We start from the raw sequence: 16,196 nt of genomic DNA on the forward strand, positions 1-16,196 counted from the left end.
TAGCCCTATTCCACCCTCGCACTCATGCCCAGACTCCTCCCCTATGCGGCCCTGGCTGCGGCCATTGCGCTAGCCGCGCCGGCCCCGCGCAGCTATGGCCAGGCCAACCCCAAGCCGGGCGAAAACCCCATTCTGCGCGACGTATTCACCGCCGACCCGGCCCCGCTGGTCTACAAGGACCGGGTGTACCTGTACGTGGGCCACGACGAAGCCAAGGAGGGCCAGATGTTCAACATGAACGACTGGCGCTGCTACTCCTCGTCCGACCTGAAGAACTGGACCGCCCACGGCCCCATCATGCAGGTGCGCGACTTCAAGTGGGCCACCAAGGACGCCTGGGCCTCGCAGGTGGTGGCGCGCAACGGCAAGTTCTACTTCTACGCGGCAGTACAGGAAGGCTAACCGATGAAAAACTACTTGTTGCTGCTACTGACCGGGCTCAGCGTGCTAGGGCTGCGGCCGGCGGCCCGGGCCCAGGCCCGCAACCCCATAGTGCACGCCGATGTGCCGGACCTGGCCATGATTCGGGTGGGCAAGACCTACTACATGAGCAGCACCACCATGCACATGAGCCCCGGCGTGCCCATCATGAAATCGACCGACCTGGTGAACTGGCAGCTGGTGAGCTACGCCTACGACACGCTGACTAGCAACGACGCCATGACGCTGACGGGCGGCAAAAGCACCTACGGGCGCGGCTCCTGGGCCAGCAGCCTGCGCCTGCACAACGGCAAGTACTACGTCAGCACGTTTGCCCAAACCACGGGCAAGACGCACGTGTATTCCACCAAAAACATCGAGAAAGGGCCCTGGAAAGCCGTTTCCTTCCGGCCCAGCATGCACGACCACTCGCTGTTTTTCGACGACGACGGCCGCGTGTACATGCTCTACGGCGCGGGCAAAATCCAGCTGGCCGAACTCACCGCTGACGTTTCGGGCCTGAAGCCGGGCACCGCGCCGCAAAGCATCATCGACAATGCCAGTGCCCCGGCCGGCCCACCCAGCGCCATCAACCTGGTGGCCGAAGGCTCGCAGCTGTTCAAAATCAAGGGCAAGTACTACCTCTTCAACATCACCTGGCCCAAGGGCGGCATGCGCACCGTAGTGGTGCACCGGGCCGATAAAATAACCGGCCCCTACGAAGGCCGCGTGGCCCTGCAGGACCTGGGCGTGGCCCAGGGCGGACTCATCGACACGCCCGAGGGCCAGTGGCACGCCTACCTGTTCCGCGACTTTGGCGCCGTGGGCCGCATTCCGTACCTGGTGCCGGTGCAGTGGCAGGACGGCTGGCCGGTGCTGGGCAGCCCGGCGGGCAAGGTGCCCGAAACGCTGCCGCTGCCCACCAACAAGAGCCTGATTCCGGGCATCGTGGCTTCCGACGAATTCAGTCGGCGCAAGGGCGAGGCGGCCCTGCCCCTGGTGTGGCAGTGGAACCACAACCCCGACAACAAGCTGTGGTCGGTGAGCCAGCGCCCGGGCTACCTGCGCCTGACTACCGGCCGGGTCGATACATCGTTTGTGCTGGCCCGCAACACGCTCACGCAGCGCACCGTTGGGCCGGTGTGCGCCGGCACCACCGCCCTCGACGTGTCGCACCTGAAAGCGGGCGACTTTGCCGGGCTCGGGGTACTGCAGCGGCGCTACGGGCTGGTGGGCGTGCAGGCCAGTGCGGGTGGCAAGGCCATCGTGATGGTCAGCGCCGAGTCGGAGAAGCCGGTGGAGCTGCAGCGCCTGCCGCTCACGCAGGACAAGGTGTACTTCAAAATCGAGTGCGACTTCCAGGACCGCCGCGACGTGGCCACCTTCTTCTACAGCCTCGACGGCAAGACCTGGCAGCCCATCGGCGGCCCGCTCAAGATGGCCTACACGCTGCCGCACTTCATGGGCTACCGCTTCGGGCTGTTCAACTACGCCACCCAAAACCCCGGCGGCTACGCCGATTTCGACTATTTCCGCATCACGGATAAGCTGACCAAGTAGCCACGCAGGCGGGAAAGCTCCTCAAGCCATGATACAGAACCTAAAACCGTGGCTGCTGGCTACGCTGGCCGTGTTTGGCCTTCAGTCCGCCCGCGCCCAAAACCCCTTCATCACCAACCAGTTCACCGCCGACCCCACGGCGCGGGTGTTCGGCGAGCGGGTGTACGTGTACCCCTCGCACGATATTCCGGCCGCCCCCGGACGCGGGCGGGCCGGCTGGTTTGTGATGGAAGACTACCACGTCTTCTCCTCCGCCAACCTCACCGACTGGACCGACCACGGCGTCATCGTGACGCAGAACAAGGTGCCCTGGGTGAAGCCCGACAGCTACAGCATGTGGGCGCCCGACTGCATTGAGCGCAACGGCAAGTATTACTTCTACTTCCCCACCACGCCCAAAGACACGACGATAAACGGCCGGGGCTTCACCATTGGGGTGGCCGTGGCCGACAAGCCCACCGGCCCCTTCGTGCCGCAGCCCGCGCCCATCAAAGGCGTGCGCGGCATCGACCCGAACGTGCTGATCGACAAAGACGGGCAGGCTTATTTATACTGGTCGCAGGGCAACATCTACGGCGCCAAGCTCAAGGACAACATGCTGGAGCTGGCCGAAGAGCCCAAAACCCTCGGCGAGCTGCCCAGCAAAGGCCTGAAGGAAGGCCCGTACGTCTTTGAGCGCAAGGGCATTTACTACCTCCGTATCCGCGCGTCGAGCACAAAACCGAGCGGCTGGAGTACGCCACCAGTTCCTCGCCGCTGGGGCCATTCACGGTAAAGGGCGTCATCATGGACGAGTCGCCGACTGGCTGCTGGACCAACCACCACTCCCTGCTGCAAGTCAAAAACCAGTGGTACCTGTTCTACCACCACAACGACCTCTCGCCCCGCTTCGATAAAAACCGCTCCATCCGCCTCGATAGCCTGTTTTTCGAGCCCGACGGCCGCATCCGCCAAGTAGTACCCACCCTGCGCGGCGTGGGCCTCACCGACGCCCGGCAGAAAATCCAGCTCGACCGGTACAGCCGCCTCAGCCCACGTGGCGCGGCTATTGCGTTTCTGGATACCGCCCACTCGTTCCAGGGCTGGAAAACCGTATTGTCGGGCCCGCAGGCGTGGGTGCAGTACAACGGCGTAGCCTTCGGCAAGCAGCCGCTCCGCCGCCTCACCATGCGCGTAGCGGCACCCGCCGGCGCCACGGTGCAGGTGCGCACCGACGCGGCCGACGGACCGGTGCTGGCGCAAGTAAGCGTGCCGAAAGCTGCCGGCTGGCGGGAAGTGCAGGTGCCCCTGGCGGCATTCAAGCCCGGCACGCACCACCTGGTTGTGGCCTCCCAAACCGCCGCGCCGGTAGAAATCGACTGGATGCGGTTTGAGTAAAGCTGGTTAGCCGGCAACCGGCAGGCCAAGCGTCCGGTTTTGCCTGTTGCCGTTCCAATACCGGCCCGCTGCCTTGTTGGGCAAGACGGCGGCCGGCTTCTGCCTCCCCCAAGCGGCGGGTCGGCTAGCTGCGGCCCGCGTAGCTGGCCGACCCGCCTGATTATTCGTGGGGTGGCCCTTGCCCGGCGTACTCCTGCACGAAGCGCCGGGTACGCACCTGCCGGGTGGCCTCCAACGTCGGCACGTACACGCCTTTGGGCAGCGTGGTCACATCAAGCTGCGCGGCCGCCTCGGCCCCGGTCTGCCGACGCAGCTCCACCAAGCTCCGGCTCCGCAGCAACCGCATCGGCTTCGGCAAGCCGACCGTGTACGTGCAGTACGTCTACACCAAGCAAGGATTACTGTTTCTCTACCGGCGAGAAAATCGAACCCGAGCAGTAGCTGACCGTCCGGCAGAAAGTCGTGGGCAACTCGCCCGGGGTGCAGGCCTAAGCACCCCTGCGGCACCTGTCCACTATCAGCCGTCTGCTGGCCGACGCCTAACGGCACGGCGCCCAAGCCGGCATAACTGCGCGAGCAACGGGCGCTAGGGGCGGCGCAAGGCGGCCTGCCTACGATAACCGCCAACGGGCACCGGCCGACTTCCTCAACTTGATTGAGCAGTACATCCAAGCGACGCGGGCCCCGAAGGCGCACGGCGCGGTCAAGCATTAGCAGACCACGCTCAACTACCTCAGAGCCTTATTTGGGTAAACAAACATGTCAACCCCGGGGGTAATTGATTCTTCGGCTAACGGGAAGGTTCAACACCCGTTCCGGGTCCGCTTCCAGGGGGCGCAACGAACGGCGGATCCAACGCTAAAAGACAACTAAACACTTTCCCGGCCCCGGCTTATCCAGCCTGCTCCGAATAGCAGTAAGTTGGCACTCACTAACAATTTTTTGTTTATCTATTGTGTTTTCGTTAACCTTACCACGCGTTTGCTACACTGACAACCAACAAAGGGCCGCCAGGATAGCAGAAACGCGGTTTTTGTCTGAAGCCACGGCCGCTCAGACCCGGTTTTCCGGTTTTTTTTTGCTCCAAAACACAATCGTTTGTGTTGACTTTTTTCACAAACGATTGTGCAGAAATTACCACAATTCCCACATCTTCTCTCATGAAAAAGTCCATACCCAAAAAGCGCCTGCCCGCGCTACCGGTCCTACTGTGCTGCCTGCCCCTGCAGGCGGCTTTGGGTGGTGCTGCTCCCACTTCATTGCACGCGGAACCCGCGGCGACGCAGGCGGCGGACATTACGGTAACTGGTCGCGTGCTGGACGAAAAAGGCCAAGGCCTGCCCGGCGTCAACGTGGTGGTGAAAGGCTCCAGCAACGGCACGCAGACCGACACCGACGGCCGCTTCTCGCTCAATGCCCCCGACAACGCTACCCTGGTGTTTTCCTTCGTGGGCTACACGGCCCAGGAGGTAGCCGTGGGCGGCCGCACGGCGGTGGATGTGACCTTGGTGCCCGACAACCGGGCGCTGTCGGAAGTGGTGGTGGTGGGCTACCTGGCCGAAAACCGGCAGAACGTGACCAGCTCCGTCAGCAGCCTGGACGTGCGCGAGGCCAACAAAGCCCCGGTGGCTACGGCTACCCAGGCCCTGCAGGGCCGCCTGCCGGGCGTGCAGGTAACGGGCTCGGGCGGCCCGGGCGCCGTGCCCATCGTCAACATCCGCGGTATCGGCACGCTGGGCAACGCGGCCAGCGGCCCGCTGTACGTTATTGACGGGCTGTGGACGGACAACATCCGCGACCTGAACCCCAACGATATTGAGAGCCTGACCATTCTGAAGGACGCTTCCTCCACGGCCGTGTACGGCTCCCGGGGCGCCAACGGGGTGGTGCAGATTACCACCAAGAAAGGCAAGGCCGGCGTGCCCTCGATCAGCTTCAACGGCTACCGGGGCGTCGACCAGGTGTACAAGCGCTACAACCTGACCAACGCCAGCGAATGGGCCGACCGCGCCGTGGAGGCTTACCGCAATGCCGGCCTGGACCCGCTCAACAACGGGCAGAACAGCCTGGCTGGGGCCGTGAAAGGGCCCGGCGGCGCCTTCAACCCCAACATCGACACGGACTGGCAGGATGAGTTCTTCCAGACGGGCACGATTGAGGACTACAACGTGGCCTTCTCGGGGGGCTCGACCGGCGAGAAAAGCACGTCCAACTTCCTGATTTCCGGGGAGTTTTTCCACCAGGAGGGCGTCGTAAAGGGCCCCGACTTCAAGCGCTACAGCATGCGCCTGAACTCCGGGCTGAGCCGCGGCCGCTTCAAGTTTCAGGAAAACCTGCAGCTGACGCACCTGGACGTGACCCTGCTCAACGGCGCGCCCTTCATCGACGTGCTGATCATGCTGCCGAGCATTCCGGTGTACGACCCGGCCAACCGCGGCGGCTACGGCACCGGCTCCCCCATTCTGAACACGTTCGCCACCAACCCCATCGGGGCCCAGGAGCTGCTGCGCCGCACGCAGTCGGACAACCGCCTGGCCGGCAACGTGAGCACCGACTTTTCCATCTTCGATTTCCTGACGTACCGGCTGAACGTGGCCATCGACGGGCACACCTACAGCAACGCCGACGCCCAGAAAGCCGGCATTCTGCGCCAGAACACGGAAATCAACACCTCGTCGCTGAACGAGTTTCTGGGCTACGACGTGTTTTTGCTGGGCGAAAACACGCTGAACTTCTCCAAGCGCTTCGGCGACCATAGCATCAACGCCATCGGGGGCTACTCGGAGCAGAGCTTCCGCGCGCACAACGTGCAGGCCGGCAGCCAGGGCTTCACGTCTTCGCCCCAGTACTACTTCGAGCTGAGCGCCGGCTCGGAGAAGGGCGCCATTGGGGGCTCGTCGTTTAAGTACACCAAGCGTTCCTTTTTCGCCCAGGCCACCTACGACTTCAAAAACCGCTACCTGCTGTCGGTGAGCGGGCGCCGCGACGGGTCGTCGCGCTTCACCAAGGCCAACCGCTGGGGCAACTTCGGCGCGGCCTCGGTGGGCTGGCGCCTGAGCGAAGAGCCCTTCTTCAAGAACGCGCTGCCCAAGGTCGACAACCTGAAGCTGCGCGCCTCCTACGGCTCGAACGGCAACGACGCCCTGAACGGGCCCTACGGCGGCAGCTACCTGCCCTACCCGCTGGTGGGCCAGAACGTGAACTACGTCATCGGCACCGGCCAGACCATCGTCAACGGCTCGGCCCAGCTGGCGCTGCCCAGCCCGGACATCCGCTGGGAGGACCGCTACACCAAGAACATCGGCCTGGACCTGAACCTGCTCAGCAACCGCCTCTCGTTCTCGACGGACTACTACGTGTCGCAGACGCGCAACGCGCTGGCGCCGGTGCAGGTGGCTACCTACCTCGGCCACTTCGGCCAGGACCTGTACCAGAACGCGGGCGACATCGAAAACCGCGGCTTCGAGGTGGCGCTGGGCTACCAGGACACCCGCCACGCCTTCACCTACGGCGCGGACTTCACGCTGACCACCGTCAAGAACGAAATTACGGCCGTGCCGGTGGCCAACCAGACCTTCGGCGGCGGCGAGGGCGTGACCCGCTCGCAGCTGGGCACTTCGCTCGGCGAGTTTTTCCTGATTCCCTTCGACGGCATTTTCCAGAGCAACGACGAGGCCGCCAACTACCGCAGCTCCAACGGCACGGTAATTCAGCCCTACGCCTCGGCCGGCGACGTGCGCTACAAGGACGTCAACGACGACGGCAAGATTGACAACGCCGACCGCGTGTTTGCGGGCAAGTCCATCCCGAGCCTGCTCATGGGCCTGAACCTGAACGCGGCCTACAAGGGCTTCGACCTGTCGGTATTCCTGAACTCGGCCAGCGGCCACAAGATCTACAACCAGGCCCGCCGCGACCTGGAAAGCTACAACGGCCCGAACAACTACAACGCCGACGTGACGCCCTGGAGCCCGAGCAACCCCTCCACCACCACTCCGCGCCTGCTGCAGGGCGGGGGCCTGGGCAACCTGGGCCAGGCGGCGGCCTCGAACGCCATGTTCAACACCACGCGCTGGCTGGAAGACGGGTCCTATATCCGCCTGCGCAACATCCAGCTGGGCTACACCCTGCCCAAGTCGGTAACCGGCAAGGTGCCCAGCCTCGGGAGCGTGCGCTTCTACGTGACGGGGCGTAACGTATTCACCATCACCGACTATACGGGCTTCGATCCGGAAATCACCGGCACCGGCTTCTACAGCCGCGGCGTCGACGTGAGTTCCTACCCCAACGTGCGCACCTTCATCGGGGGCATGCAGGTCAACTTCTAGATCGAACCCGGGCGGCCGGCTGGCGTCGGCGGCCCGCCCTCACCCTTCTTCTTGCTACGGACATGAAAGTACATAAGCTTGCCACCCTGCTGCTCGCCGCCGGCCTGTTCACGGCCACCAGCTGCGACAAGGACCTGCTCGAACAGCCCAACCCCAACGCGCCCACCACCGACCAGTTCTGGAAAACCCAGGACGACGCCATCAAGGGCGTATTTGCCTGCTACTCCGGCCTGCAGCAGTTTGCCTGCTACTACCGCAGCTGGCACTTCATGGCCCACCGCTCCGACGAGTCGTACAGCCAGAGCCCCTTCGTGGAGCTGGCCAACTTCACGCGCTTCATCACCCCGGACAACAACTTCTTCATTTCCTCCTTCGCGTGGAATGACTACTACCGCACCATTTACCGCACCAACCAGGTAATTACCCGCGTGCCGGCCATTCAGATGGACGAGACGCTGCGCCGCCGGCTGGTGGCCGAGGCCCGGTTTGTGCGCGCCCTCTCCTACTTCGACCTGGTGTACTTCTTCGGCAACGTGCCGCTGATTACGGTGGAGCCGGTGGTAACCACCCGCGCCCCCCAGGCCACGCCGGCCCAGACCGAGGCCCAGATCATTGCCGACCTGCAGGCCGCCATTCCGGACCTGCCCGCCTCCTACCCCGACACCGACAAGGGCCGCGCCACCAAGGGCTCGGCGCAGGCTTTGCTGGCCAAGGTGTACATGCAGCAGCGCCGCTGGGCCGACGCCTCGGCCCTGTTCACCCAGATCATCAGCTCCGGGCAGTACGCGCTGGTGCCCAACTACCTGGACAACTTCACCGACACGAACGAAAACAACCGGGAGTCGGTGTTTGAGGTGCAGTTTACCGGCACGGTGCTGGAAGTGGGGCAGGGGCAGGACAACTCGGCCTCCGCGGAAAGCCACGACCGGCCCAACTTCTTCGGCCCGCCCGGCGCCACCTTCGCCGACGTGCAGCCCCGCCGCTGGCTGCTCGACGCCTACACCGACTCGACGGTGAGCTTTGCGCCCGGCAGCACCACCCGCCGCCGCATCGACCCGCGCCGCGACATCAGCATCATTCACGCCGGCAACCCCGGCGTGTTCTACGGCCGCACCTTCGCGCAGTGGGGCTGGAACCCCACCCAGCAATACTGGCGCAAGTACCTCAACGACCGCACCCGTACCAACGAGAACTTTTCCTCGGGCATCAACCACCGCGTGATTCGCTACGCCGACGTGCTGCTGATGCAGGCCGAGGCCCTGATCGAGCAAAACCAGCTCGGCGCCGCGCGGCCCCTCATCGACCAGGTGCGCGCCCGCGTGGATCTGGCTCCGCTGTCGACGAACACCACCCAGGAACAACTGCGCCAGCAGCTGCGCCTGGAGCGGGCCCGGGAGCTGTCGGGCGAAGGCACGCGCTGGTTTGACATCCTGCGCTGGGGCCTGATGGACAACCAGGCGGGCATCAGCGAGCTGACGGCGCGCGACCCGGACTTCACCAACTTCCGCCTGGGCGTCTCGAAGCTGCTGCCCATCCCGCAGCGCGACATCGACATCGACCCGAACATGCGCCAGAACCCGGGCTACTAAGCCGCCCCGGACGCCGGCGCGGCCTGGAGCTTTCCGGGGCCGCGCCGGCATCTGGCTGATTTCGCGTCAATTCGATGACCAGCCTACGCTCCTGGCGCCGGGTCCTGCTGCTGCTGGGCCTGCTGGGCTGCCAGCGCGGCACGCCCACGGTGGCCCCGCTGCCGCCGACCCCTGCGCCCTCGGCCGCCACCTTTACCAATCCGCTGCTGCCCTCGGGCCCCGACCCCTGGGTGGCGCAAAAGGACGGGTACTACTACATGCACACCACGGGGACGAACCTGCGCATCTGGAAAACCGCCAAGATGTCGGAGCTGGGGGCTACGTCCAGCGTGGTGGTGTGGACGCCCCCGCCCACCGGCCCAGCCTCGGGCAACCTGTGGGCCCCGGAGCTGCACTGGCTCGACGGCAAGTGGTACATCTACTACACGGCCGGCCCCGAGGGCCCCAACCTGGGCCAGCAGCGCACCTGGGTGCTCGAAAACGCCGCCGCCGACCCCACCACCGGCACCTGGACCGACAAAGGCCGCCTGTTCAGCCCCGCCGCCGATTTCTGGGCCTTCGACGGGACGGTGCTGGAGCAGAACGGGCGGCGCTACTTCGTGTGGTCGGGCCACAACGGGCAGGACGGCATTCAGCGCCTCTACATCTCGCAGATGAGCAACCCCTGGACGCTCACCGGCCCGCGGGTGGAACTCTCGCACCCGGAGTACAACTGGGAGCTGCAGGGCCCACCCTACGTGAATGAGGGCCCGGAAATTCTGCAGCACGGGGGTAAAACCTTCCTGGTGTACTCGGCCAGCTTCTGCGGCACCGATTTCTACGCCCTGGGGATGCTCACGGCCAGCAGCACGGCCGACCCCATGCGGCCCGCCTCCTGGACCAAGTCGGCCCGACCCGTGTTCAGCCCCAATCCGGCCGGCCGGGCCTACGCCACCGGGCACAACGGCTTTTTCCGCTCCAGGGACGGGCAGGAAAACTGGATTATCTACCACGCCAACTCCAACGCGGGCGAAGGCTGCGAAAACCGCCGCAACCCGCGCATGCAGAAGTTCAACTGGAACGCCGACGGCACGCCGAATTTCGGCACCCCGGCGCCCCTTGCTACTCCCCTGGCCCGGCCCGGCGGCGAATAAGCCCGCCGCGCCACCCCCCACTTCCCATTCCCACCGTCATGACTTTACGCTTACTTCTCCGCCGCCCCGCCGCGTACCGCCGGCGGCTCGGTTTGCTTCTGCTGTTTCTGCTGGGCTGGCTCGGCACGCCGGCCTACGCCCTGCAGGGCCTGATCGGGGTGCACGACCCCTCGACCATCGTCAAGGAAGGCAACAAATACTGGGTGTTTGCCACCGGGCAGGGCATCTACGGCCTGTACTCCACCGACCTGGTGAACTGGACGCCGGCCCCGCGCCCGGTGTTCGTCAACAACGCCTACCCGGGCTGGATCAACGGCAAGGTGCCGGGCTTTCAGGGCAATTTCTGGGCGCCCGAGTGCATTTACCAGAACGGCCGCTACTACCTCTACTACTCCTGCTCCACCTTCGGCTCCAAGGTGTCGGCCATCGGGCTGGTCACCAACGTGACGCTGGACCCGACCAGCCCCAACTACCAGTGGGTGGACCAGGGCGAAGTGGTGTCGAGCAACGCCAGCAGCGCCGCCAACGCCATCGACCCGGCCATTTTCCGCGACACCAACAACGACCTGTGGCTAACCTACGGCTCGTTTTTCGGCGGCCTGCGCATGATGCAGCTCAACGCCAGCACCGGTAAGCCCCTGGGTACCCAGGCCTACGCCGTAGCCAGCGGCGACGTGGAAGCGGCCTGCCTGTACCGCCGCGGCGGCTACTACTACCTGTTCATCAACCGCGGCGCCTGCTGCCAGGGCTCCAACAGCACCTACCGCATCCAGGTGGGCCGCTCCACTAGCGTTACCGGCCCCTTCCTCGACCAGAGCGGGATGGATTTGAACGCCGGCGGTGGCACGCCGCTCATCAGCGGCTCGGGCCGCTTTGCCGGGCCCGGCCACCCGGGCATTTTCGAGGAGGGCGGCGTGAGCTACTTCTCCCACCACTACTACGACACCTACGACAACGGCGCGCCCAAGCTCGGCCTGGCCAAGCTCACCTGGGACGCCGCCAGCTGGCCCATGGTGAGCCGCGACTGGGTAACGGGCGGCCGCTACGAAATCAAAAACCAGCTCAGCAACCTGATCTGGGACGCCTGGGGCTGCACCGGCGTGGCCGGCCAGGCCGTGGCGCAGGGCACGCCCGCCGGGCTTACCTGCCAGCGCTGGGACGTGGCCCCGCTCGGCGACGGGCTCTACAAAATCACCAATGCCCAGGGCGGCCTGGCCGTGTCGGTGGTGAACTGCGCCGCCAACGGGGGCGCCCTGCTGCACCTGGCCACCTACGCCCAGCAGCCCTGCCAGCAGTTTTACATCGACCGCGCCAACGACGGCACGCTGGTGCTGGCCTCGGCCAACGGCAACCGCGTGGTGGAAGTGCCTAACGCCTCCCAGACCCCGGGCCAGCAGCTGGGCCTGTGGGACTACAACGGCTGCCAGTGCCAGCGCTGGACGCTGCTGCCGACGGGCGTGACGGCCGCCCGCAACGCGGCCAATGCCCTGGCCGCTACGCTGTACCCCGTACCGGCCCCCTCTACGGGTTTCACCATCGACCTGGGCGCGGCGGGCCCGGCTACGCAGGTGGAGGTGTTCGACGCGCGGGGCCGCCGCGTGCACCAGCAGACCGCCGAAGCCGGCAAGCGGCAGCTGACCGTACGCGCGGCCCTGCAGCCGGGCATCTACCTGGTGCACCTCCGGCGGGGCGCCGCTACGCTCACGCAGAAGCTGGTCGTACAGTAGCGCCGCAACCCGGGCGGTTTGGCGAAAAATGGCAAGATCCTACACAATCGGATATGCCGTTTTTCGTAAGCCCAAAGCCAGCAACCGGGATAGGTAGGCTTTTTTACACAAATATTACACAAACGATTGTGTGAGCCGTAAACCTTTTCTACTTTACGCCCTGAATTTGCCGTAGCTGCCTTTTGAGCCCGGTGAAGCCGCTTTTGAAAGCGGCTGGCTCACGGCCCGAAGTGCTCCGGTTCCCTCGTTTCTGCCCGCTTATTCCAGCTCTTCCCATGAACCACACCCTCCGCGCCAGCCTGCTGACCAGCGGCGCCGTCGGACTGGCCGGCCTGCTCAGCCTCAGCGGCTGCGACCGGTCCTCCCCGACGACCACCGCCCCCGGGCAGTCCGCCGCCGACCGCCCCGCCGCGGCCGCCGATTCCGCCGCCCCGGCCCCGACGGCCGCCCCCTTCGGCCGCACCGCCGACGGGCAGCAGGCCCAGCTCTACACGCTCCGCAACGCCCACGGCGTGCAGGTCAGCATCACCAACTACGGCGGCACGGTGACCAAGCTGCTGGTGCCCGACAAGGACGGCAAGTTGGGTGACGTGGTGCTGGGCTTCGACAGCCTGAGCGGCTACCAAAGTCCGGCGTACGTGAAAGCCGGGCCCTACTTCGGGGCCCTGATCGGGCGCTACGGCAACCGCATCGGCAAGGGCAAATTCACGCTCGACAGCAAGGAGTACACCCTGGCCGCCAACAACGGCGCTAACCACCTGCACGGCGGTAAGCGCGGCTTCGACAAGGTGCTGTGGCAGGCCCAGCCCGGCTCCTCCGCCGACGGCCAGACGCTCACGCTCACTTACCGCAGCCAAGACGGCGAGGAAGGCTACCCCGGCAACCTGGACGTGACCGTGGTATACACGCTGACGGCCAATGACGAGCTGAAAATCGACTACGCGGCCACTACCGATAAGGCTACGCCCGTCAACCTGACCAACCACGCCTACTTCAACCTGCAGGGCCGTCAGGACGTCCTCGGCCACGAGGTGACCCTCCCGGCCGACCGCTACACCGTGGTTGACGCCGGGCTGATTCCGACCGGGGAGCTGCGCCCGGTGAAAGGCACGCCCTTCGACTTCACCACGCCCCACAAAATCGGGGAGCGGATAGCCCAGGTGCCCGGCGGCTACGACCACAACTGGGTGCTCAACCAGACCGACGGGATGCACGCGGCCGCCACGGTGTACGAGCCCACCTCTGGCCGCACCATGACGGTGACGACCACCGAGCCCGGCCTGCAGTTCTACACCGGCAACTTCCTCGACGGCAGCTTGAAAGGCAAAGGCGGCGAGGTGTACCGTAAGCACGCGGGCTTCTGCATGGAAACCCAGCACTTCCCCGACTCACCCAACCAGCCCAAATTCCCGAGCACCATCCTAAAGCCGGGCCAGACGCTGCACTCCACCACGGTGTACCGTTTCGGCGTGCGCAAATAGGTGAACTGGTGAGATGGTGAACTGGTGAGTGCCGTTCTGCCTGCGCGAAATGCGCAGCACCGGCCTCCCAAACAGCCAACTCACCATCTCACGATTTCACTATATCACCACATGGAAAAGACATACGTCATCGGCATCGACTACGGCACCGACTCCGTGCGGGCCGTGCTCGTGGATGCCCACAGCGGCGCCGAAGTAGCGCAGGCCGTGCATCCCTACGCCCGCTGGAAAGAGCAGCGCTACTGCAACGCCGCCCAGAACCAGTTTCGCCAGCACCCGCTCGACCACCTCGAAGGCCTGGAAGCTACCGTGCGCGCCGTGGCCGCCAAGGTGCCCGCCGAGCAGATCCGCGGGCTGGCCATCGACACCACCGGCTCCACGCCCGGCGCCGTGAACGAGCAGGGCCAGAGCCTGGCCTTGCTGCCCGAGTTTGCCGAGAATCCCAACGCCATGTTTGTGCTCTGGAAAGACCACACGGCGCTGGAAGAAGCGGCCGAAATCAACCAGAAAGCCAAAACCTGGGGCGGCGTGGACTACACCCAGTTCGAGGGCGGCATCTACTCCTCGGAGTGGTTCTGGGCCAAGATCATGCACGTGGTGCGCGAAGACGCGGCCGTGGCCCAAGCCGCCCACAGCTGGATGGAGCACTGCGACTGGCTTACGCTGCAGCTCACGGGCGCCGACCTGGCCACCTTCAAGCGCAGCCGCTGCGCCGCCGGCCACAAGGCCATGTGGCACGAGAGCTGGCAGGGCCTGCCCTCGGAAGAGTTTATCCAGCACCTGGAGCCCAAACTGGCCGGCCTGCGCGCCCGCCTGTTCGAGGACACCTTCACGGCCGACCAGGTAGCCGGCACCCTCTCCGCTGAGTGGGCCGAGCGCCTGGGCCTGCGCCCCGACACCGTAGTGGCCGTGGGCACCTTCGACGCCCACGCCGGCGCCGTGGCGGGCGAAATCGAAGCCTACTCCATGGTGAAAGTAATGGGCACCTCCACCTGCGACATCGTGGTGGCGCCCATGGACGAAGTCGGCCAGAAGCTGGTGCCGGGCATTTGCGGGCAGGTGGATGGCTCGGTGGTGCCCGGCATGCTGGGCCTGGAAGCCGGCCAGTCGGCCGTGGGCGACCTGCTGGCCTGGTTCCGCCAGGTCATTGAGTGGCCGCTGCGGGCCTTGCTGCCGCAATCCAAGGTCCTTTCGGCCGAGCAGCAGCAGGCTCTGCGCCAGGAGCTGAGCGACAACATCATGGCCGAGCTGAACAAGGCCGCCGCGGCCGTGGACCCCGAAGAATCCCACGTGCTGGCCCTGGACTGGGTGAACGGCCGCCGCACCCCCGACGCCAACCAGGCCCTGAAAGGCGCGCTGATGGGCCTGAGCATGGGCACCGACGCGCCGCACATCTTCCGGGCGTTGGTGGAAAGCATCTGCTACGGTTCGCGCCGCATTGTGGAGCGGTTTGAGGAGCAGGGCGTGCCCATCAAGCAGGTTATCGGCCTGGGGGGCGTGGCCAAGAAGTCGGCCTTCATGATGCAGACGCTGGCCGACGTGCTCAACCGCCCCATCCGGGTGGCCGAGTCGGACCAGGCGCCGGCGCTGGGTTCGGCCATGTACGCGGCCGTGGCCGCCGGCCTGCACCCCGACGTAACGACGGCCCAAAAAGCAATGGGCAACGGCTTCGCCGACACCTACGAGCCCAACCCCGCCCGCGTGGCCGACTACGAGGCGCGCTACCAGCAGTACCTCGCCTTCGGGCAGTTTGTGGAACAGAACACCCAGTCGATGACGGGCGAAGTGGCCGAGCCCGCGCTGGCCGAACAAGCATGAGTCAGTACCAAGACCTGAAGCAGGCCTGCTACGAGGCCAACATGCAGCTGCCAGCCCTGGGGCTGGTGCTCTTCACCTTCGGCAACGCTTCGGTGGTGGACCGCGAAAAGCGCGTCTTCGCCATCAAGCCCAGCGGCGTGCCCTACGAGACGCTGCGCCCCGAGGACATTGTCATCGTGGACTTCCAGAATAACATCGTGGAGGGCACGAAACGGCCGTCGTCGGATACCAAAACCCACGCGCTGCTCTACGCGCAGTGGGAGAATATCGGGGGCATCGTGCACACGCACAGCACCTACGCCACCGCCTGGGCGCAGACGCAGCTCGACATTCCCATCCTGGGCACCACCCACGCCGACCACCTCACCGTGGACGTGCCCTGCGCCCCGCCCATGGCCGACCAGCTCATCCAGGGCGACTACGAGCACCAGACCGGCTGGCAGATCATCAACGAGTTTCAGCAGCGCGGCCTCTCGCCCGAGGAAGTCGAGATGATTCTGGTGGGCAACCACGCACCCTTCACCTGGGGCAAGACCGTGGACAAGGCCGTCTACAACAGCGCCGTACTCGAAGAAGTGGCCCGCATGGCTTACCTGAGCTGCACCCTGCGCCCGGGCCTGCCGCGCCTGAAGGACGCCCTCATCCGCAAGCACTACGAGCGGAAGCACGGGGCCAATTCCTACTACGGGCAGTAAACCCCCCGGCCCCCTCCCCTCCTGGAGAGGGGGCCGGGGGGGGTTCGCACACAATCGATAATTCAACC

12 protein-coding genes are annotated in these 16,196 nt (G+C 65.4%); 11 read left to right on the plus strand and 1 reads right to left on the minus strand.

From position 1 onward, the window contains the following. The first annotated feature begins 24 nt into the window (after positions 1-24). Genes EJV47_RS17050 through EJV47_RS28465 form a run of 4 tightly spaced genes read left to right on the plus strand, consistent with a single transcriptional unit; the run spans position 25 to position 3,357 of the window. Complete coding sequence (locus tag EJV47_RS17050; RefSeq protein ID WP_126694382.1) at positions 25-402, plus strand: family 43 glycosylhydrolase; 378 nt, start codon at positions 25-27, stop codon at positions 400-402. Positions 403-405: 3 nt separating this feature from the next. After that, positions 406-1,980 carry a glycoside hydrolase family 43 protein gene (locus tag EJV47_RS17055; protein WP_126694383.1) on the plus strand — a complete coding sequence of 525 codons (1,575 nt, stop codon included), beginning with the start codon at positions 406-408 and terminating at the stop codon, positions 1,978-1,980. A gap of 28 nt (positions 1,981-2,008) precedes the next feature. After that, positions 2,009-2,755 carry a family 43 glycosylhydrolase gene (locus EJV47_RS28460; protein WP_207895920.1) on the plus strand — a complete coding sequence of 249 codons (747 nt, stop codon included), beginning with the start codon at positions 2,009-2,011 and terminating at the stop codon, positions 2,753-2,755. A gap of 11 nt (positions 2,756-2,766) precedes the next feature. Then, on the plus strand, positions 2,767-3,357 hold the full coding sequence (locus EJV47_RS28465; RefSeq protein ID WP_207895921.1) for a carbohydrate-binding protein: 591 nt from the start codon (positions 2,767-2,769) through the stop codon (positions 3,355-3,357). A gap of 160 nt (positions 3,358-3,517) precedes the next feature. Here EJV47_RS28465 and EJV47_RS17065 read toward each other — a convergent pair whose 3' ends face one another. Next, positions 3,518-3,703 (minus strand): hypothetical protein, encoded by a 186-nt coding sequence (locus tag EJV47_RS17065; RefSeq protein WP_126694384.1) that lies wholly within the window; start codon positions 3,701-3,703, stop codon positions 3,518-3,520. An 814-nt stretch (positions 3,704-4,517) separates the two neighbouring features. On the opposite strand from EJV47_RS17065, the gene EJV47_RS17070 reads away from it, so the two are divergent. The 7 genes from EJV47_RS17070 (at position 4,518) to EJV47_RS17100 (ending at position 16,128) form a co-directional block, all read left to right on the plus strand. Continuing rightward, a complete protein-coding gene (locus EJV47_RS17070; RefSeq protein ID WP_126694385.1) occupies positions 4,518-7,685 on the plus strand; it encodes a SusC/RagA family TonB-linked outer membrane protein in 3,168 nt (1,055 codons plus the stop codon). Positions 7,686-7,747: 62 nt separating this feature from the next. Then, positions 7,748-9,274, plus strand: a complete 1,527-nt coding sequence (locus tag EJV47_RS17075) for a RagB/SusD family nutrient uptake outer membrane protein (protein WP_126694386.1) — start codon at positions 7,748-7,750, stop codon at positions 9,272-9,274. Positions 9,275-9,348: 74 nt separating this feature from the next. Then, positions 9,349-10,407 carry a glycoside hydrolase family 43 protein gene (locus EJV47_RS17080; RefSeq protein WP_126694387.1) on the plus strand — a complete coding sequence of 353 codons (1,059 nt, stop codon included), beginning with the start codon at positions 9,349-9,351 and terminating at the stop codon, positions 10,405-10,407. A 38-nt stretch (positions 10,408-10,445) separates the two neighbouring features. Next, positions 10,446-12,134: a family 43 glycosylhydrolase gene (locus tag EJV47_RS17085; RefSeq protein WP_126694388.1), complete on the plus strand. Its 1,689-nt coding sequence runs from the start codon at positions 10,446-10,448 to the stop codon at positions 12,132-12,134. A gap of 275 nt (positions 12,135-12,409) precedes the next feature. Continuing rightward, positions 12,410-13,615 (plus strand): aldose epimerase family protein, encoded by a 1,206-nt coding sequence (locus EJV47_RS17090; protein WP_126694389.1) that lies wholly within the window; start codon positions 12,410-12,412, stop codon positions 13,613-13,615. Between the two features lie 111 nt (positions 13,616-13,726). After that, positions 13,727-15,433, plus strand: a complete 1,707-nt coding sequence (locus EJV47_RS17095; RefSeq protein WP_126694390.1) for a ribulokinase — start codon at positions 13,727-13,729, stop codon at positions 15,431-15,433. Then, positions 15,430-16,128: an L-ribulose-5-phosphate 4-epimerase gene (locus tag EJV47_RS17100; protein WP_126694391.1), complete on the plus strand. Its 699-nt coding sequence runs from the start codon at positions 15,430-15,432 to the stop codon at positions 16,126-16,128. The genes EJV47_RS17095 and EJV47_RS17100 overlap by 4 nt, the downstream gene beginning before the upstream one ends. Positions 16,129-16,196 lie beyond the last annotated feature (68 nt).

Source organism: Hymenobacter gummosus (genome assembly GCF_003970915.1).
Classification (GTDB): domain Bacteria; phylum Bacteroidota; class Bacteroidia; order Cytophagales; family Hymenobacteraceae; genus Solirubrum; species Solirubrum gummosum.